The sequence below is a fragment of the Mycolicibacterium hodleri genome (assembly GCF_025822245.1).
GTDB classification, from domain to species: Bacteria; Actinomycetota; Actinomycetes; order Mycobacteriales; family Mycobacteriaceae; genus Mycobacterium; species Mycobacterium hodleri.
On the sequence record NZ_JACKTL010000046.1, the window covers coordinates 1 to 18318 of the forward strand.

General features: G+C 67.3%; 16 protein-coding genes, 2 tRNA genes and 1 pseudogene. 9 read left to right on the forward strand and 10 right to left on the reverse strand.

What is annotated here, in order from left to right:
- Nucleotides 1-105 (forward strand): annotated as a pseudogene (locus H7J06_RS20450) (IS481 family transposase); the annotation flags it as partial.
- Here the strand turns inward: H7J06_RS20450 and H7J06_RS20455 are convergent.
- Together H7J06_RS20455 and H7J06_RS20460 are read right to left on the reverse strand one after the other, a co-directional pair.
- Nucleotides 102-494 carry a nuclear transport factor 2 family protein gene (locus H7J06_RS20455; protein ID WP_264040905.1) on the reverse strand — a complete coding sequence of 131 codons (393 nt, stop codon included), beginning with the start codon at nt 492-494 and terminating at the stop codon, nt 102-104. The pseudogene H7J06_RS20450 and the gene H7J06_RS20455 sit on opposite strands and share 4 nt — an antisense overlap.
- A 144-nt stretch (nt 495-638) precedes the next feature.
- Nucleotides 639-2813, reverse strand: a complete 2175-nt coding sequence (locus H7J06_RS20460; RefSeq protein ID WP_264040906.1) for a glutamine synthetase III family protein — start codon at nt 2811-2813, stop codon at nt 639-641.
- Between the two features lie 232 nt (nt 2814-3045).
- Here H7J06_RS20460 and H7J06_RS20465 point away from each other — a divergent pair, with 232 nt between their 5' ends.
- The 5 genes from H7J06_RS20465 to cynS all read left to right on the forward strand — a co-directional run bounded on the left by H7J06_RS20465 (nt 3046) and on the right by cynS (nt 9166).
- Nucleotides 3046-4116 carry a YncE family protein gene (locus H7J06_RS20465; RefSeq protein WP_264040907.1) on the forward strand — a complete coding sequence of 357 codons (1071 nt, stop codon included), beginning with the start codon at nt 3046-3048 and terminating at the stop codon, nt 4114-4116.
- 9 nt (nt 4117-4125) lie between these two features.
- Nucleotides 4126-6462, forward strand: a complete 2337-nt coding sequence (locus H7J06_RS20470; RefSeq protein WP_264040908.1) for an FdhF/YdeP family oxidoreductase — start codon at nt 4126-4128, stop codon at nt 6460-6462.
- Nucleotides 6455-7279, forward strand: coding sequence for a formate dehydrogenase accessory sulfurtransferase FdhD (fdhD, locus tag H7J06_RS20475; RefSeq protein WP_264040909.1), 825 nt, complete (start codon nt 6455-6457; stop codon nt 7277-7279). Before H7J06_RS20470 ends, fdhD begins: the two co-directional genes overlap by 8 nt.
- A 102-nt stretch (nt 7280-7381) precedes the next feature.
- Nucleotides 7382-8698, forward strand: coding sequence for a glycosyltransferase (locus H7J06_RS20480; protein WP_264040911.1), 1317 nt, complete (start codon nt 7382-7384; stop codon nt 8696-8698).
- A 12-nt stretch (nt 8699-8710) separates the two neighbouring features.
- Nucleotides 8711-9166, forward strand: coding sequence for a cyanase (cynS, locus tag H7J06_RS20485; protein WP_264040913.1), 456 nt, complete (start codon nt 8711-8713; stop codon nt 9164-9166).
- Between the two features lie 65 nt (nt 9167-9231).
- Here the strand turns inward: cynS and clpX are convergent, their stop codons facing one another.
- From clpX to H7J06_RS20510, 5 genes are all read right to left on the reverse strand, one after another.
- Nucleotides 9232-10512: an ATP-dependent Clp protease ATP-binding subunit ClpX gene (gene clpX / locus H7J06_RS20490; RefSeq protein ID WP_264040914.1), complete on the reverse strand. Its 1281-nt coding sequence runs from the start codon at nt 10510-10512 to the stop codon at nt 9232-9234.
- A gap of 305 nt (nt 10513-10817) precedes the next feature.
- Entirely contained in the window at nt 10818-11468 is a 651-nt protein-coding gene (locus tag H7J06_RS20495; protein ID WP_264040915.1) for an ATP-dependent Clp protease proteolytic subunit, read from the reverse strand.
- On the reverse strand, nt 11465-12067 hold the full coding sequence (locus H7J06_RS20500) for an ATP-dependent Clp protease proteolytic subunit (protein ID WP_162253289.1): 603 nt from the start codon (nt 12065-12067) through the stop codon (nt 11465-11467). Before H7J06_RS20500 ends, H7J06_RS20495 begins: the two co-directional genes overlap by 4 nt.
- A gap of 103 nt (nt 12068-12170) precedes the next feature.
- A complete protein-coding gene (tig, locus tag H7J06_RS20505) occupies nt 12171-13586 on the reverse strand; it encodes a trigger factor (protein ID WP_264040916.1) in 1416 nt (471 codons plus the stop codon).
- A 52-nt stretch (nt 13587-13638) separates the two neighbouring features.
- Nucleotides 13639-13712 (reverse strand) — tRNA-Pro (locus H7J06_RS20510).
- Nucleotides 13713-13810: 98 nt separating this feature from the next.
- Here H7J06_RS20510 and H7J06_RS20515 point away from each other — a divergent pair.
- Nucleotides 13811-13884: transfer RNA gene (locus tag H7J06_RS20515), tRNA-Gly, on the forward strand.
- A gap of 80 nt (nt 13885-13964) precedes the next feature.
- On the opposite strand, the gene H7J06_RS20520 is transcribed toward H7J06_RS20515, so the two are convergent.
- Both H7J06_RS20520 and H7J06_RS20525 read right to left on the reverse strand, forming a co-directional pair.
- Nucleotides 13965-14453 (reverse strand): GreA/GreB family elongation factor, encoded by a 489-nt coding sequence (locus H7J06_RS20520; protein ID WP_264040917.1) that lies wholly within the window; start codon nt 14451-14453, stop codon nt 13965-13967.
- On the reverse strand, nt 14450-14851 hold the full coding sequence (locus H7J06_RS20525) for a hypothetical protein (RefSeq protein WP_264040918.1): 402 nt from the start codon (nt 14849-14851) through the stop codon (nt 14450-14452). Before H7J06_RS20525 ends, H7J06_RS20520 begins: the two co-directional genes overlap by 4 nt.
- A 286-nt stretch (nt 14852-15137) precedes the next feature.
- On the opposite strand from H7J06_RS20525, the gene H7J06_RS20530 reads away from it, so the two are divergent.
- The gene (locus H7J06_RS20530; RefSeq protein WP_264040920.1) at nt 15138-16694 is read left to right on the forward strand and encodes a PE-PPE domain-containing protein; all 1557 of its coding nucleotides are present in this window, start codon (nt 15138-15140) and stop codon (nt 16692-16694) included.
- Nucleotides 16695-16781: 87 nt separating this feature from the next.
- Here H7J06_RS20530 and H7J06_RS20535 read toward each other — a convergent pair whose 3' ends face one another.
- On the reverse strand, nt 16782-17063 hold the full coding sequence (locus H7J06_RS20535; protein WP_264040921.1) for a hypothetical protein: 282 nt from the start codon (nt 17061-17063) through the stop codon (nt 16782-16784).
- Between the two features lie 76 nt (nt 17064-17139).
- On the opposite strand from H7J06_RS20535, the gene H7J06_RS20540 reads away from it, so the two are divergent.
- On the forward strand, nt 17140-18315 hold the full coding sequence (locus H7J06_RS20540; RefSeq protein ID WP_264040922.1) for a MotB domain-containing protein: 1176 nt from the start codon (nt 17140-17142) through the stop codon (nt 18313-18315).
- The last annotated feature ends 3 nt before the right edge of the window (nt 18316-18318 follow it).

Consider the following 18318-nt stretch of genomic DNA (forward strand, 5'->3'; position numbering starts at 1 on the left):
GCCTGGGTTCATCTCTACAATCACCACAGACCCCACACCGGCATCGGCGGCAAGTCACCCATAGAACGCCTCACCGTTCACAACCTGCCTGCGAAGAACAGCTAGCCGGTCGAGACCTGCTTCTTGCCGTAGTGGCGCTCCAGCATGGCCGTGTCGCCGTATACATGGACCTGGACGGTCTTGCCGTCGCGGATCGTGTACACGTTGACGCCCTGACTGGTCTCGCCGTCGAGGCTGACGTCGCCGATCACGATCACGGTGTCGCCGTCGGCGACGAATCGGGTCGGCGTCACCGTCGCCGACTTCTCGGCCATCCGCGCGAGCAGCCCTCCGAGTTCACCCTTGCCGTGGTAGGTCCCGCTGATCGTGCTTCCACCGGGCTGGACCCATTCGACGTTGTCGTCGAGCAGGCTCATGAGCTGTTCTACGTCGCCGGCCGCGAAGGCGTCATACCCCTTCTTGACCAGCTCGACGTTCTGTTGTTCGTCTGACATCGTCCCGTCCCTTCCGTGTGCGTCTGGACTCCTGCCAGACAAGCACCGTCGCGACCGCGGCACATCATTCGAATGGTTGAGATTCGGTGGCTCGTGCAAAACGGGGCACCTTCCGCAGAAGGTGCCCCGTTTCGTCGGGATCGATCAGAGGATGTAGAGCATCTCCTGGTAGGTCGGCAGCGGCCAAAGATCGTCGGCCACAATGCCTTCCAGCGTGTCGGCGGCCGCACGGACCGCGTCCATCAGACCCAGCAGGCTCTGCGCGTGTGCGGCCTCCTCGGCGGCGGTGTCGCCACCGTGGGCGGCCATCGCCGTCTTGAGCGCGGCCAACGCACCCGTCAGCTCCGAGATCGGCGTGGAGACCATCTCCAGCAATGTGGTGTCGGGCTCGACGCCCGCCGCCTTGAGGGTGGCCACGTTGGACGCCAACTCGGTCTGATAGCGAACTGCCGCAGGCAAGATCACCGTCGACCCCAGTTCCAGCGTCAGCTTCGCCTCGACGTTGACCGTCAGCACGTAGGTCTCGTAGCGCACCTCTTCGCGGCTGTGCAGCTCGCGCGCGTTGAAGACGCCGTACTTCTCGAAGACCGCGATCGCCTCCGGCTTGCCCAACTCGGGGATGGCGTCGAGCGTCGTCTTGAGGTTGGGCAACCCACGTGCCGCAGCCTCGGTCTGCCAGTTGTCGGAGTAGCCGTCGCCGTTGAACACCACGGCGCCGTGCTCGGTGATGATCTCGGTGAGCAGCTTCTGCACCGCCATGTCGAAGTCCTCGCCGTCGCCGACGGCCTTCTCCAGCCACGTCGCCATGTAGTCCAGCGAGTCGGCCATGATGGTGTTCAGGATGATCATCGGCACGTTGATGGTCTGACCCGAACCCGGCGCGCGGAACTCGAACCTGTTGCCGGTGAACGCAAACGGGCTGGTGCGGTTGCGGTCGCCGGGATCGGTCGGCAGCACCGGCAGGGTGTCCACGCCGATGATCATGGTGCCCTTGCCCTTGGACGACGTCGCCGCGCCCTTGGCGATCTGATCGAACACGTCGGCCAGCTGGTCACCGAGGAAGATCGAGATGATCGCGGGCGGCGCCTCGTTGGCGCCGAGGCGGTGGTCGTTGGTGGCCGAGGCGACCGAGACCCGCAGCAGGCCGGCGAACTTGTGCACCGCGCGGATGACCGCGGCACAGAAGACCAGGAACTGCGCGTTCTCGTGCGGCGTGTCACCCGGCACCAGCAGGCTGCCGAACTGCGCGTTGCCGAGCGAGAAGTTGACGTGCTTGCCCGACCCGTTGACACCGGCGAACGGCTTCTCGTGGAAGAGGCATTCCATGCCGTGCTTCTTGGCGATGGACTTGAACGTCGTCATCAGCAGCTGCTGGTGGTCGGCGGCGATGTTGGCCCGTTCGAACATGGGCGCGATCTCGAATTGCCCTGGCGCAACCTCGTTGTGGCGGGTCTTGGCCGGGATGCCGAGCTTGAACAGCTCACGCTCGGTGTCCATCATGAAGCCGAGCACGCGGTCGGGGATCGCGCCGAAGTAGTGGTCGTCGAACTCCTGGCCCTTGGGCGGCTTGGCGCCGAACAGGGTACGGCCGGCGTTGATCAGGTCGGGACGGGCCAGGAAGAAGTGCCGGTCGACGAGGAAGTACTCCTGCTCCGGACCGCAGAACGACACGATGTGGTCGAAGTCCTCGTGGCCGAACAACTTCAGGATGCGCTCGGCCTGGGTGCCCATCGCCTGCTGGCTACGCAACAGAGGCGTCTTGTAGTCCAACGCCTCACCGGTCATCGAGACGAACACCGTCGGGATGCACAGGGTGTTGCCGTTGGCGTTCTCCAGGATGTACGCCGGGCTGGTGACGTCCCACCCGGTGTAGCCGCGGGCCTCGAAGGTGCTGCGCAGGCCACCCGACGGGAAGCTCGACGCGTCCGGCTCGCCCTGGATGAGGGTCTTGCCGGCGAACTCGGCCAGCGTCTGGCCGTCACCGACGGGCTCGAGGAAGCTGTCGTGCTTCTCGGCGGTGAGGCCGGTCATCGGGTAGAAGACGTGGGCGTAGTGGGTGGCCCCCTTCGACAGCGCCCAGTCCTTCATGACCGAGGCCACGGAGTCGGCGATGGCGGGGTCGAGCTTCGCACCCTTCTCGATGGTGGCCACCACGGACTTGTACGCCGCCTTCGGCAGGCGCAACCGCATCTCGGCCAGGGTGAAGACGTTGGCGCCCCAGATCTCACCGGGCGCCTCGGTGGGGTCGAAGCTGATCGCAGGAGGCACGTAGGCCTCGACGTTGTTGATCGCCTGCAGACGGACCGCGTTTCCGCTCAATGGAGTTCCTCTTCCGCGCGCGTCCGCAACTGGTTCGCGGACTGACCGGCCCACAGTAGGAACGCGTTGTTCCAGGACTGTTACGCCGGCGTCACCGACAGAAGGCGGGCACCCGGGAGTGGTCCCTTTCGGCGGCGTCGTCCAGTTTCAGCAACGACGGGTCTGGTGGCGGAATTCTTACCGTTGGCCGCCACGAGGCCCACGGTCGGCACCGACGGGTAGGCAGGACTCCATGAGAATGCTCCTGGCGTCGGTGTCGGCTGTCGCGTTGCTAGCCGGCTGCGGGGGCGCTCCACCCGCGCCGACGGCCAGCCAGACCACGCCGACCACCACCGGCCTGCTGCCGACGGGCGTCCCGACCGAGGGCACCCGTCCACCGGCCGACGCCCTGCCGCCACCGGCAGAACCCGGCCAGGCACCGGTGCCGGCGACCACCCCGCCGGGTCTGATGGTGCCCGTCGGCGACGCCCCCGAAGGAGTCGTCGTCGACGCGGTGACCCGCACGGTCGCCGTCGCCAAGCGCAACCCCTACGAGTTGGTGCTGATGAACGCCGACACCGGCGAGGTGACCAAGAGGGTCCCCCTCCCTGGCGCCGTGCGACACCTCCAGCTGGCCAAACCCGGCGGCCCCGTGCTGGTGCCCGTGGAGAGCGCCAACGCCCTGGTCCGCGTCGACCTGCCGGGTGGCACCGCCGAACCGCAGATCATCACCGGCACCGTTCCCCACGACGCCGCCGAGGCACCGAACGGCAGCGTGTTCGTCGCCAACGAGCACGGCGGGACGACGACCGTCATCCGCGGCGACGACATCGTCAAGGTGTTCACCGACAGCGTGCAACCCGCGGGCATGGCGCCCGTCGGCAACCTGATGGGCATGCTCGACGTCCGCAAGAACGATCTCACCGTCTACGACGCCGACAAGCTGACGATCGTGGGCTCCACGCCGGCCGGCGAGGGCCCGACCCACCTGGTCGCGGACAAGCACGGTCGGTACGTCGCGGCCGACACCCGAGGGAACGCGGTGCGCGTGTTCAGCACCGAACCGAAGGAGGTGGCCAGCGTGCCCCAGGCCGGGGCGCCCTACGGCATCGCCTACGACCCGACGCGTGACCGGCTGTGGGTCGCGTCGTCGGCCACCAACGAGGTCGTCGGCTACGACATGGCGACCGACACGCCCCGCGAAGTCGCGCGCGTTGCGACGGTGCAGAATCCGTACACCCTCGGCGTGGACGCCACCACCGGACGGTTGTTCGTCGCGGGCGTTTCCGGCGGCCTCGTACAGATCGTGGAACCACCGGCCTAGATTGGAGTCATGGGTATTCGGCGTCGGATGACGGGTCGTGACGTGAGCCGCGACATTGCGGTGAAGTACGACGAACACTCCGTGACCACCACCGGAGCGGAGCACGAGGCGGCCGGGGTGAAGGCCGTGATGGTCTCGCTGCAGCGCGGCGTCACGTCGATGGGTCCGCTGCGTACGGCGGCGGCGCTGGTCCGACTCAACCAGCGCAAGGGCTTCGACTGCCCGGGTTGCGCGTGGCCCGAGGAGCACGGTGGCCGCAAGTTCGCCGAGTTCTGCGAGAACGGCGCGAAGGCGGTCGCCGAGGAAGCGACCAAGCGCGTCGTCACCCCGGACTTCTTCGCGCGGCATTCGGTGGCCGACCTGTCCGAGCGTCCCGAGTACTGGCTGAGCCAGCAGGGCAGACTCACCCACCCGGTGATCCTGCGCGAGGGCGACGACCACTACCGGCCCATCAGCTGGGACCACGCGTATCACGTGATCGCCCAGCACCTCAACGCCCTCGCCAGCCCGGACGAGGCCGTCTTCTACACCTCGGGGCGCACCAGCAACGAGGCGGCGTTCCTCTACCAACTGCTGGTCCGCAGCTTCGGCACCAACAACCTGCCGGACTGTTCGAACATGTGCCACGAGTCCTCGGGGACGTCGCTGACCGAGTCGATCGGCATCGGCAAGGGCTCGGTGACCGTCGAGGACCTCGAGAAGGCCGACGTCATCCTCATCGCGGGGCAGAATCCCGGCACCAACCATCCGCGCATGCTCTCGGTGCTGGAGAAGGCCAAGGAGAACGGCGCCAAGATCATCGCGATCAACCCGCTGCCCGAGGCGGGTCTGATGCGCTTCAAGGACCCGCAGACGGTGCACGGGGTCATCGGCCACGGCATCGGCATCGCCGACGAGTTCGTCCAGATCCGCCTCGGCGGCGACATGGCACTCTTCGCCGGGCTCGGCCGGCTGCTGCTGGAGGCCGACGATCTGGCGCCGGGCACGGTGGTCGACCGCGCCTTCGTCGCCGAACACTGCGCCAACTTCGAGGCCTACGAGGCGCAGACCCGCGCCGTCGACCTCGACGAGGTGCTCGAGGCCACGGGCGTCGACCGCAGTCAGCTCGAACGCGTGGCCCAGATGTTGATCGCCTCCGACCGCACCGTCGCCTGCTGGGCAATGGGGTTGACGCAGCACCGCCACGCCGTGTCCATGATCTCCGAACTCACCAATCTGCTGCTGATGCGCGGCATGATCGGCAAGCCGGGCGCCGGGGTGTGCCCGGTGCGCGGACACTCCAACGTCCAGGGCGACCGCACCATGGGCATTTGGGAGAAGATGCCCGAAACCTTCCTGCAGGCACTGGATTCCGAGTTCGGCATCGTCAGCCCCCGCAAGCACGGCATGGACACCGTCGACGCCATCCGCGCCATGCGCGACGGCCGGGCGTCGGTGTTCATGGGCATGGGCGGCAACTTCGCGATGGCGACCCCGGACACCGAGGTCACCGAGGCGGCGCTGCGCAGTTGCTCGCTGACGGTGCAGGTGTCGACGAAGCTCAACCGCAGTCACCTGACGCACGGGCGCACGGCCCTGATCCTGCCGTCGCTGGGCCGCACCGACAAGGACTTGCAGTCCGGTGTCAAACAGCAAGTCTCCGTTGAGGATTCGATGTCCATGGTGCATCTGTCCCGCGGCAGCCTGCAACCCCCCGGCGAGCACGTCCGCAGCGAGGTCGCCATCGTCAGCCAGCTGGCCCGCGCCGTGCTTGGCGCCGATCACCCGGTGCCGTGGGAGGCGTTCCAGGCCGACTACGACCGGGTGCGCGACGCCATCGCGGCGGTGGTGCCCGGCTGCGCCGACTACAACCGCCAGGTCCGCCAGCCCGACGGGTTTCAGCTGCCCAATCCGCCGCGCGATTCCCGCGAATTCCCCACCACGACGGGCAAGGCCAACTTCGCGGTCAACCCACTGGAGTGGATACCCGTGCCGGAGGGTCGCCTGATCCTGCAGACCCTGCGCAGCCACGACCAGTACAACACCACGATCTACGGGCTCGACGACCGCTACCGCGGGGTGAAGGGCGGCCGTCGGGTGGTGTTCGTCAACCCGGCCGACATCGCGTCCCTCGGCTTCACCGACGGCGAGCGCGTCGACCTGGTGTCCGAATTCACCACCGCCGCAGGCGACGTCGAGGAGCGCCGGGCCGAGGACTTCTTGATCGTCGGATACTCGACACCGGTCGGAAACGCGGCGGCCTACTATCCCGAGACCAACTCGCTGGTCGCGCTGGACCACGTGGCGGCCCGCTCGAACACCCCGGTCTCCAAGGCCGTACAGATTCGACTGGAAGCCCGTGGGTAGGGTCACCGCCCGCCGCCGGGCCAGCCATCTCACCGCCGACGGCGCCACCGCCCGGCCCGAGACGCTCGCCGTCGAGGAGCCCATGGAGATCCGCGTCAACGGCACCGCGATCACCGTGACGATGCGCACGCCGGGATCCGACGTCGAACTGGCGCAGGGATTTCTGCTCACCGAGGGCGTGATCGGCAAGCGCGCCGACATCCTCGCCGTCCAGTACTGCCGCGGCGCCGGCGAGGACGGCATGAACACCTACAACGTGCTCGACGTGACGCTGGGGGCCGGCGTGCCGACGCCCAGCCTCGACGTGACCCGCAACTTCTACACCACGTCGTCGTGCGGTGTCTGCGGCAAGGGCTCCATCGACGCCATCCGGCTGATCAGTCAGCACTCCCCCGGTGACGATCCCACCGTCGTCGCGTCGGAGACGTTGTCCGCCATGCCCACCCAACTCCGCAGTGCACAGCGCATCTTCGCCACCACCGGCGGTTTGCACGGTGCGGCACTGTTCGACGCCGACGGCACGATGCTCGTCGTCCGAGAGGACGTCGGCCGGCACAACGCCGTCGACAAGGTCATCGGGTGGGCGGTGGAGAACCACCGCATCCCCCTGACCGGAACCGTCCTGCTGGTCAGTGGCCGCGCGTCGTTCGAGCTGACCCAAAAGGCCGTCATGGCAGGCATTCCCGTGCTCGCCGCGGTCTCGGCACCGTCCTCGCTCGCCGTCGACCTGGCCGCGCAGGCCGGCCTGACCCTGGTCGCGTTCTTACGCGGCCAGTCGATGAACGTCTACACCCGCCAGGATCGCGTCAAGCACTGATCTCCACCCGATCTCCAGCCAAGCTTCAAGCTCCGACGCCCCTCGTCGTGAAGCATCGACCCAGTCGATGCACGCACTACACGTCACGAGGGAGCCATCACCATGGCAGAAGTACTGATCGCCGCATGCCCGCACGTTGGACACGTGTCCCCGCTGCTCAACGTGGCCCGCGGGTTGGTGAGACGGGGACACAGCGTCACCTTCCTCACCTCGGGGCGGTTCGCCGACCAGGTGCGCGCGACGGGAGCGGCGGCGCGCGCGCTGCCCTTCGCCGCCGACCAGGCCGGCTCGCTCGACGACCTGCCCGGACGCGCCGAGACCTCGGGTGCGGCCCGGCTGAACTTCGACGTCGAACACGTCTTCGTGCGGCCCATGCCGCTTCAGACTTCGGCGTTGGACGAACTGCTGGCAGCCACCCGGTTCGACGTGATCCTGGCCGACGCCTTCTTCCTCGGCATCCTGCCGATGCTGCTCGGTGATCCTGCGGCGCGGCCACCGGTGCTGACCTATTCCACGTCGCCGTTGTTCCTCTCCAGCCGGGACACCGCACCTGGGGGCACCGGGATCTCGCCACACATTGGACTCACGGGTCGGCTGCGTAACCGCGTCCTCAACCTGGTGGCGCAGAAGCAACTGCTGCGCCGATCGCACCGCGCTGCCGACACCATGCTCACGGCGCTTGGACACCCGAAACTGCCGGTCTTCGTGCTTGATTCGGCCATTCTCGCCGACCGGGTGATCGTCCCCACGGTCCCGGAATTCGAATACCACCGCAGCGACCTGCCCGAGCACGTCCGCTTCGTCGGTGCGGTCAATCCGCTGCCGGCCGACGGCTTCGTCGCACCGGCCTGGTGGCGGGAGTTGGCCGCCGAGCGGCCCGTCGTCCACGTCACCCAGGGCACCGTCGACAACGGCGATCTGAGCAGACTGATCGAGCCCACCATCGAGGCGCTCGCCGACGAGGACGTCACCGTCGTGGTGACCACCGGCGGGCGACCCGTCAGCGAGCTCCGGCATCCGTTGCCGCCGAACACGTTTGCCGCAGAGTTCATCCCGCACGACGTCCTTCTTCCCTCGGTCGACGTCATGGTGACCAACGGCGGGTACGGGGCCGTGCAACGCGCGCTGACGGCCGGTGTGCCCCTCGTCGTCGCCGGCAACACCGAGGACAAGCCGGAGGTCGCGGCCCGCGTCGAGTGGTTCGGCGTCGGGGTAAACCTGCACACCGGCGTGCCCACCGCCGCCATGGTCAAGCGTGCCGTGCGCCAGATCGTCGGCGACGACACCTACCGGGATGCCGCGCGAAACCTGCAGTGCGCCTATGCCCGTCGGGACGGCGTCAGCTCGATCGCCGAACTGGTCGACGAGGTCGTCGCCGAACGTCGCCTCGGAGCCTCTGCGCGCCCGTCGCATCTGTGATCCCCTGGGCACATGACCAGAGACGAGATCACCCAGCAGATCATCGCGGCGCGCCTCGCCAAGGGCCTGACGTGGCAGCAACTCGCCGACGCGGTCGACCGCCCGGTCGTGTGGACCACTGCGGCGTTGCTCGGCCAGCACCCGATCCCGCCCGAGGTCGGCACCGTCCTGGCCGCGCTGCTCGACCTCGACGACGCGGCAATCCCCGTGCTGGCGGCCGTCCCGTTGCGCGGCGGATTCGAGACCGCGGTGCCCACCGACCCGACCATCTACCGGTTCTACGAGGCGCTGTCGGTGTACGGCGGGGCGATCAAGGAACTCATCCACGAGCAGTTCGGCGACGGCATCATGAGTGCCATCAACTTCAGCGTCGACGTCGCGAAGAAGCCGCATCCCGGCGGCGACCGCGTGGTGGTGACGCTGGACGGAAAGTTCCTGTCCTACGAGTGGAATCAGGCCACCGAGTAGTCCCCAGACAGCAGTCAGGGTCGTGAATCACTCGGATTCACGACCCTGACTGCTGTCTGAAGGGGCTAGGCGCTCTTCTCACGCCGTTCCGCGCGCGGCGGCTTGCGCGGCACGATCGTCGGCAGGACGTTGTCCTCGACGGTCTCCTTGGTGACGACCACCTTGGCGACGTCGTCGCGGCTGGGGATGTCGTACATCACCGGCAGCAGGACTTCCTCCATGATGGCGCGAAGACCGCGGGCACCGGTGCCGCGATGGATCGCCTGGTCGGCGATCGCGTCGAGGGCGTCGGGGGTGAACTCCAACTCCACGCCGTCCATCTCGAACAGCCGGCTGTACTGCTTGACCAGCGCGTTCTTGGGCTCGGACAGGATGGTGACCAGGGATTCCTTGTCCAGGTTGGTCACCGACGCGACGACCGGCAGACGGCCGATGAACTCGGGGATCAGACCAAACTTGATCAGATCCTCGGGCATGACCTCGGCGAAGTGGTCCTGGGTGTCGATCTCGGCCTTGCTGCGCACCTCGGCACCGAAGCCCAGACCGCGCTTGCCCACGCGGTCGGAGACGATGCGCTCCAGCCCCGCGAACGCACCGGCCACGATGAACAGCACGTTCGTGGTGTCGATCTGGATGAATTCCTGGTGCGGATGCTTGCGGCCACCCTGCGGGGGCACCGACGCCTGCGTGCCCTCGAGGATCTTCAGCAGCGCCTGCTGAACGCCCTCACCCGACACGTCGCGGGTGATCGACGGGTTCTCGCTCTTGCGGGCGATCTTGTCGACCTCGTCGATGTAGATGATGCCGGTCTCGGCGCGTTTGACGTCGTAGTCGGCGGCCTGGATCAGCTTCAGCAGGATGTTCTCGACGTCCTCGCCGACGTAGCCGGCCTCTGTCAGCGCGGTGGCGTCGGCGATCGCGAACGGCACGTTGAGCATCTTGGCCAGAGTCTGCGCCAGGTAGGTCTTGCCGCAGCCGGTGGGACCGAGCATCAGAATGTTGGACTTGGCCAACTCGACCGGCTCGGCACGCGAGTCGCGCGACTTCTCCTGCGCCTGAATGCGCTTGTAGTGGTTGTAGACCGCGACCGCGAGGGTGCGCTTGGCCGTGTCCTGCCCGATGACGTAACCCTCGAGGAACTCTCGGATCTCGGCCGGCTTGGGCAGCTCGTCGAGTTTGACGTCGTCGGCGTCGGCCAGTTCTTCTTCGATGATCTCGTTGCAGAGGTCGATGCACTCGTCGCAGATGTACACGCCTGGGCCCGCGATGAGCTTCTTGACTTGCTTTTGGCTCTTTCCACAGAACGAGCACTTCAGCAGATCGCCGCCGTCTCCGATGCGTGCCATTGTCCCTGCGGCCCTACTTTCCTGATCGCCGTCGGTTTGTCTCGGTGTGCAAGATCACCTCGGGGTTTCTCCCGACGCTACCCGTACCTTCCGGCGCCGTGCGACCGATAAAGCCGAATAGCGCCGTTGGTATTCATCTGTGTCGAGGGAGAACATATCCCCTGCCGTGTGCTGTGGTCCCCCGGAACGCGCTCACGTCGTTGGCGTGTCGTCAACGCAATCGGTGAGGGGTCGTCCCGGAACCACGGTACGCGCGCCCCCGCGGTGCGATCCGAAGCAGACTTCGGATCGCACCACGGCGTGCGTCAGGCCGGCTGAGCCGAGAGCTTGCGGTACTCCAGGACCGTGTCGATGATGCCGTATTCCTTGGCATCGGCAGCAGTGAGGATCTTGTCGCGGTCGGTGTCCTTGCGGATGACCGCGGCGTCCTTGCCCGTGTGGCGGGCGAGCGTCGTGTCCATCAGCGTGCGCATGCGCTCGATCTCGGCGGCCTGGATCTCCAGGTCGGAGACCTGGCCCTGGATCGCCCCGCCGACGGCGGGCTGGTGGATCAGGATGCGTGCGTTGGGCAGAGCCATCCGCTTGCCGGGCGTGCCCGCGGCGAGCAGCACGGCCGCGGCCGACGCCGCCTGGCCGAGGCACACCGTCTGGATGTCGGCGCGCACGTACTGCATGGTGTCGTAGATCGCCATCAACGAGGTGAACGAGCCACCGGGTGAGTTGATGTACATGGTGATGTCGCGATCGGGGTCGAGCGACTCCAGCACCAGCAGCTGCGCCATGATGTCGTTCGCCGACGCGTCGTCGACCTGCACGCCGAGGAAGATGATGCGCTCCTCGAAGAGCTTGTTGTACGGGTTGGACTCCTTGACGCCGAAGCTGGAGTGCTCGATGAACGACGGAAGGATGTAGCGCGCCTGGATCGGATTCACGGCACCGCCGTGGGGCTGCGTCATGAGGCACTCCCGTTGAAGTTGGCGTGGGTGATGATGTGGTCGACGAAGCCGTATTCCAGCGCCTCGGGGGCGGTGAACCAGCGGTCGCGGTCGGCGTCGGTCTCGATGCGCTCGAGCGTCTGACCGGTGAACTCGGAGTTGAGCCGGTTCATTTCCTTCTTCGTCAACGCGAACTGCTCGGCCTGGATCGCGATGTCGGCGGCACTGCCGCCGATGCCCGCGCTGGGCTGGTGCATCATGATCCGCGCGTGCGGCAGGGCGTAGCGCTTGCCCTTGGTGCCCGCGGCGAGCAGGAACTCGCCCATCGACGCGGCCAGACCCATGGCGTAGGTGGCCACGTCACACGGTGCGAGCACCATCGTGTCGTAGATCGCCATGCCCGCGGTCACCGATCCGCCGGGTGAGTTGATGTAGAGGTTGATGTCCTTGCTGGGGTCCTCAGCGGCCAGCAGCAGAATCTGCGCGCACAGCCGGTTGGCGATGTCGTCGTCGACCTGGGTGCCCAGGAAGATGATTCGCTCGGCCAGCAACCGCTCATAGACGGAGTCGGTGAGGTTGAGCCCCGACGCGCCCGAACGCATGTCAGTCACGGCTGGAATACCTGCTTTCTCGAGTTTGCGTACTCGTTCACTGACACTAACCAAAGCTGCGCGGTGAGCACTCCCCGAGAGGGGGGAGTTCGCTCACAGCGTCACTTCGGGGTTACTTGGCCTCGTCGGCCTCGTCGGCTTCCACGGCCTCGTCGGCAGAGTCCTCGGCCTCGTCAGCGTCGTCGGCGGCGTCGACCTCGATCGGGGTCGTCGGCCCGAAGAACTCGGTCGTGTCGACCTCGTTGCCCTCGGAGTCGGTGACGGACGCCCCGTGCACGACGGCGGCGATGGTCAGGCCGCGGCGGACGTCGGCGAACATGGTGGGCAGCTGGTTGTTCTGCTGCAACACCTGCAGCAGCTGCTGCGGCTCGATTCCGTACTGCCGCGACATCAGCACCAGACGCTCGGTGAGGTCGTTCTGGCCGACCTGGATGTCGAGCTGGTCGGCGACGGCGTCCATCAACAGCTGGGTCTTGACGGCCTTCTCAGCGTTTGAGCGGTTGTCGGCGTCGAACTCCTCGCGGGTGCTGCCCTCGGCCTCCAGCGCCTCGGCGAACTTCGCCTCGTCGTGGTCGAGCCCGTGGATCGCGTTGTGCACGGTGTCGTCGACCTGAGCCTGGACGATGGCCTCGGGCAGGGGCACCTCGACCTGCTCGAGCAGGGTCTCCAGCGCCTTGTCGCGGATCTGCTCGGCCTGACCGATGCGCTTGGCCTGCTTGACCTGGTCGACCAGGCTCGCCTTCAGCTCGTCGATGGTGTCGAATTCGCTTGCCAGCTGGGCGAATTCGTCATCGGGCTCGGGAAGCTCGCGTTCCTTGATCGAGACGACCTTGACGGTCACCTCGGCCTCTTCGCCGGCGTGCGTGCCCGCGACGAGCTTGGTGGTGAACACCTTGCTCTCCCCGGCCGAGAGGCCCTTGATCGCGTCGTCGAGGCCCTCGATCAGGTTGCCCGATCCGATTTCGTGGGACAGGCCCTCGGTCTTGGCTTCCTCGACGTCCTCGCCGTCGACGGTGGCCGACAGGTCGATGGAGACGAAGTCGCCGTCCTGGGCGGGACGGTCCACGCCGGTGAGCGTGCCGAAGCGGGCGCGCAGGTTCTGCAGCTCGGTGTCGACCTCGTCGTCGGACACCTCGATGGCGTCGACGGTGAAGGCCAACGCCGACAGGTCGGGCAGCGTGATCTCGGGCCGGACGTCAACCTCGGCGGTGAACGTCAGGTCGCCGCCGTACTCCTTGCTGGTGACCTCGATCTCGGGCTGCCCCAGGGGCTGCACCTCGGCGCTCGCGATGGCCTCGCTGTAGCGGGCCGGGACGGCCTCGCCGACGACCTGGTCAAGCATCGCCTGCTTGTCGATCTTTGACTCCAGCAGCTTCACCGGAACCTTGCCCGGGCGGAATCCCGGCATCCGGATGGTCCGGGCCAGCTCCTTGAATGCCTGGTCGAAGTCGGGCTGCAGTTCCGTGAACGGCACCTCCACGTTGATGCGAACCCTGGTCGGGCTCAACTTCTCGACGGTGCTCTTCACGGCGTTACTCCTTGCATGTCTGTGTCTTCTTCGACGGGTGTCGACGTTCCGGTCGGGGTGACAGGATTTGAACCTGCGGCCTTCCGCTCCCAAAGCGGATGCGCTACCAAGCTGCGCTACACCCCGTGCTTCACTGCGGTCGGAATACTACGGGCTGGCCTTGCGCGGGCATCAATTGGATTTGAATACGTCGTCGCCGGTACAGTCTCCCGTGCAGTGCTAACGCGGGCGTAGCTCAATGGTAGAGCCCTAGTCTTCCAAACTAGCTACGCGGGTTCGATTCCCGTCGCCCGCTCCACAGGTACCCGCGCGGAGGCCGTCGAACATCGGTTCGGCGGCTCTCGCGGTCCCGCGACACTCCTTGGTCGGGGTACCGAATCAGCCGGGGTACCGGACCGCCACCAGCTCCACCTGTTGTGTTCCGTGCGGCGTCTCGAACGTCACGACGTCCCCTGGCTGGTGGCCTGCCAGCGCGAGCCCCATCGGGCTGTCCGGCGACATCGCCTGCTCGTCCACGACCGGCACGTCGCCGACGATCGCGACCACCCGCAGGTGGACGAGCTCCTCATTTGGGAAGCGCAGCGTCACCTCGGTGCCGTCCGGCAGTGCTCCCGGCACCTCGGACTCGGGTGGCCCTCCATGCAGATGCCAGTTGAGTTCGGCGATCCGCTCGTCGATCTCGGTCAGCTCGTCGGCGAGGGCAATCTGGTCCGCCGCATCGGCGTCGACGAGGTCGCCGACCGTATCCCGGATGCTGTCGAGGTCCCCCGCCACGCGCTCGCGCTGCCGCTTCAGCCTTTCCAGCTCGGCCTCGAGAAGGGCGAGCTCGTCCGGAGTCAGCGTCGCCGGCCGGCCGTGCTCGCTCATGACCCCGCGCCCGCGCTAGACCCCGGGCGGCGGATGGTGTCGCGCCGCAGCTGACGGTTGCGCTTGGGTTCTCGCTCCGCCTTCTGGCGATCGATCTGAGTGATCAGGTCCCTCTTGGCTTCGGCGAGAGCCCGCACGAGATCCGCGTCGTATCCAACGGCTACGACCGGCGGGCAGCCCGGCAGAAGCGCGCGGAGCGTGACGCGCTGCTCCTTACCGCCGCGCTCGTGCACGGACACGTCGACTTCGACCTCGCTCGGGTCCCACCTGGCCAGATGTGGACCCAGCGCGGACAGCACTTCGAGGACCTGCTCGCGTTCCCGTTCCTTGAACCCGGCGCCCAGACGAAACGAGCGTTCGTCGAGACGGTCGCGCCGCGCGTTGTCGGTGCTACTCATGCCCATGAGCATTGGGCATGAACGACGTGCACCGCTTCCCCTCCTCAGGCCCGATCTCAGGGTGCAGAGTGCGCCTGCGAGGACATGGCGCGCGGCACAGGCCTGGCGTCCACACTGGCTACCCGGGTTCGATTCCCGTCGCCCGCTCCGACATTGGCGCCGTCGAGACGTGCGAAGGACGCGCTAGACGACGATCCGATCGCCAAAATGTAGCCATGATGGCAGCTATCCGGGTACCGTCCCACGCGGACGCAATGACGCGCCGTTAGCGCTTCGGGGGGGACTCATGGCAAAGCATCGGAAGTCGAAGGCGCACGGCGCTCGCAAGGCCACGTTGGTAGGCGTGGCCGCCGCAGGCATCTCCGGCGCGCTGGTCGCGGGCCACGCGACCAACACCACGGCCATGAGTTCCATGGTCGAACTGGCCAACACCGTGATCGGCGTCGGCGGACTCGGCGACAACACCGGCGTTCGGGTGCCACCCAAGCTGAACGCGACGGTCGTGCCCAAGGGCTACCAGTACGCCGGTTTGCAGTACGACTCCGGTCTCAATCTGGCCGCCAGCCGGGATGCGGGCACTCCGCTGCTGCACGCGCTGATCGTCGACACCTACGGCGCCGAGCCGTCGATCATCGTCGTGGGTTATTCGGCCGGGACGCTGGCCGTCGAGCAGGAGCGCCGCAACCTGCAGCAGCTCGACCCGTCCGACGCCCCGTCGGCCGATCAGCTCAGCTTCGTCCAGATCGCAAATCCCTTCGCGCCCAACGGCGGCATCTTCCAACGCTTCCCCGGGATCCCCGTCCCCGGCCTCGTCGACGCGATGGGTGCCGGCCAGGCGACACGGTACGACACGACCTACGTCGCCAACGAGTACGACCCCTACGGCGACTTTCCGGCGTACTTCAATCCGCTGTCACTTCTCAACACCGTTCTGGCGCTGCGGTATTCACATCCCGACGAGGCCTACAACCCCGACGTCCCTGGGACTACACCCGCCTACGTGACGACGGTGCACCACACGGTCGACGGGACCGACTCGACCGACACCTACGTCCTCTACTACCGGGCCCTTCCGTTGCTCGGACCACTGCGGGAATTGTCGACGCAGACCGGGCTCACGCCCTTCACGGAACCGTTCATCAGCGCCGTCGAGCCGGTGCTGCGCCTGCTGGTCGACATGGGTTACACCGATCGGGTGAACGCCAATCCGGCGGCACCCGTGCCGTTCTCGCTGATCATCCCCCCGCAGAACGTCATCGCGGCACTACTCGGCATGCCCGGTGCGATCAGTCAGGGCGTGACCAATTTGCTCTCGGGCGGCACCGCACCCACTGCGCTGCCCGACCCGCTTGGCAACCTGGTGCCCGCGTCGCCCGCGCCATCGGCCGCGCCGAAGATTCAGAGTTCTCCGGCGCGGCTGTCGCTGGTGGCCGACGACCAGTCGACGGCGCCGACGTCTCCCGCCACTTCGGAGCCCACCTCGACTCCAGAGCCCACCTCGACCCCGGCGTCCGTTTCCACTCCGAGCTCGACCGTCGCGGTGGGCACCTCGTCGCCGTCGGCTCCGACGTCCACTCTCCCGACCACGAAGTCCAACCCGCCGACGACAACCTCGCACCCTCTGCCGAGCGACGACGGCTTGCATCCGATCGTCACGTCCGACGGCAACAAGGCCGTGCCCGGCGGCAGCACGGAGTCGCCAGCCACGGGCACGGGCACCACGACGACGACCACCACGACCACCACCCCGGGGACCACGACGACGGGAAGTACCGGGTCGACCACCACGGCTGGTACGAACGAGTCGGGTGGCGGCACCGGAGCCGGGGACGCCGCCGCGTAGGGGTCGACACGCACCGTCGTCGGCGGCGTCGAAGGGACGCCGAAGACGAGCACTACCGCAAGCGACGGGACCAGAGGTCTCGCACCCTCACGCGCCCAGGGCCGCGAGGATGTTGGCGTCTTGCTGTTTGCCGTAGTCGGTAACCAGGTCCAGCGGAACGGGATCACCTGCGGCGCCGTTGAAACGGACTGCCGCCACCATGGGACCCTCGGCGAAGATCAGGACGCTGGCGTCCTGGCCGTTGGTCGCCCTGCCGGTGATCAGCGTTCCGTTCCGGCCGATCGAGATGGGGCGTGACGACGCGCCGGGGACGTCGTCGAGCACCTCGCCGCGGTCACCTGAGGCGTCCCTTCGGCCGACGCAAGTCATCAAGCGTTGACACCGTCGCCGGCGTGTCCTACGGTCATGTCACCAACTGTTGACATCGCCGGCGAGGGAGCCCACCGTGAGCCATCCACCACAGGTACGCACACCCCGCCATCGTCGCACCGCGCCGTCACGGTGGGTCGGCCTCGTCGCCGCATCCCTGACCGTCGCGTCGGTGACCGCCGTCGCGTCGCCGTTGGCGCCCAACGACGTTCGCGTCGCCCGCGCCACGGAAGTCGCACTTACCGCCGCCGTCACCAACGTCGCGCAGGTGGTCCAACCACCGCCGGTCAGCACCCTCTTCGACCCGGCCGTCACCCCGGTGTTGGCGAACGTCTCCACCGCGATCTACCGCCAGCTGCTCCTCTCGTTCCAGGATCCGCAGCAGCAGGAGGTGATCGGCGACTTCTTCCACGGCGGCATCGCCGGCGTCCTCAAGAAGCAGGCCACCTCCCGACTGCAGAGCCCCGACCAGACCCAGATCCTCGACGACTTCTTCGAGGGCGGGGTGTACCAGTCCGAGGCCCACCGCTTCCTGCAACTGTTCACCGACCCCGATCAGCACCAGTTCATCAGCGACTTCGTCACCGGCGGTCTCATCCAGGTCGTGCGGAACCGGCTGCTCGACGCGACGACCGACCCCGGTGCCAGACAAGCGATCGTCGACTTCTTTCCCGACGAGGTCACCGACTACCGCGGCGGACCCATCGCCGTCGTGCAGCGCCGGTTGATCGCCGCCGCCAAGGGCAATGCCCTCGTCATCGGTCTGGTCAACGGGGTCTTCGAGAACCCCGTCGTGGTGGCGGTGCAGCACATCCTCGGCGGCGGTCCGCTGATCGGTACGCCACTACACGAGCTGCCGCCGATTACCCCGGACGCGGCGGTCGCGCCACCGCACACCGCAACGGTCGCGGAACCGGCGCCGAAACTGGCTGCGATTCAAAGCGTTTCGTCGACTCCCACCGGGCCAGCGCAGCGCAAGACTCCGGAGGTTACCGCCACGTCCACGTTGAAGGTCGACACCGAACCCGTGAAGACCTCCAAGGAGAAGGACGCCGAGAAGACCGAGGCGGCCGACGTCATCAAGAGCGGCAACAAGGTCGAGCCGGCGGCCGTCGAGAACACCACCCGCCCGAAGCCCGACGATGCCAGCTCGGAACCGACCACTCCGGCGGCCGAGACGCCGCCGGCCGCCAACGCGGGCGACGACACGGCGAGCAAGAGCGACGGGAACGCCAAGAGCGGGCCAGAATGACCG

What these genes read in the sequence shown, in the direction of transcription:
- H7J06_RS20455 (WP_264040905.1), bottom strand. Translation starts at nt 494, where the DNA reads ATGTCAGACGAACAACAGAACGTCGAGCTGGTCAAGAAGGGGTATGAC.
- H7J06_RS20465 (WP_264040907.1), top strand. Translation starts at nt 3,046, where the DNA reads ATGAGAATGCTCCTGGCGTCGGTGTCGGCTGTCGCGTTGCTAGCCGGC.
- H7J06_RS20470 (WP_264040908.1), top strand. Translation starts at nt 4,126, where the DNA reads ATGGGTATTCGGCGTCGGATGACGGGTCGTGACGTGAGCCGCGACATT.
- H7J06_RS20480 (WP_264040911.1), top strand. Translation starts at nt 7,382, where the DNA reads ATGGCAGAAGTACTGATCGCCGCATGCCCGCACGTTGGACACGTGTCC.
- cynS (WP_264040913.1), top strand. Translation starts at nt 8,711, where the DNA reads ATGACCAGAGACGAGATCACCCAGCAGATCATCGCGGCGCGCCTCGCC.
- clpX (WP_264040914.1), bottom strand. Translation starts at nt 10,512, where the DNA reads ATGGCACGCATCGGAGACGGCGGCGATCTGCTGAAGTGCTCGTTCTGT.
- H7J06_RS20495 (WP_264040915.1), bottom strand. Translation starts at nt 11,468, where the DNA reads ATGACGCAGCCCCACGGCGGTGCCGTGAATCCGATCCAGGCGCGCTAC.
- H7J06_RS20520 (WP_264040917.1), bottom strand. Translation starts at nt 14,453, where the DNA reads ATGAGCGAGCACGGCCGGCCGGCGACGCTGACTCCGGACGAGCTCGCC.
- H7J06_RS20525 (WP_264040918.1), bottom strand. Translation starts at nt 14,851, where the DNA reads ATGAGTAGCACCGACAACGCGCGGCGCGACCGTCTCGACGAACGCTCG.
- H7J06_RS20530 (WP_264040920.1), top strand. Translation starts at nt 15,138, where the DNA reads ATGGCAAAGCATCGGAAGTCGAAGGCGCACGGCGCTCGCAAGGCCACG.
- H7J06_RS20535 (WP_264040921.1), bottom strand. Translation starts at nt 17,063, where the DNA reads ATGACTTGCGTCGGCCGAAGGGACGCCTCAGGTGACCGCGGCGAGGTG.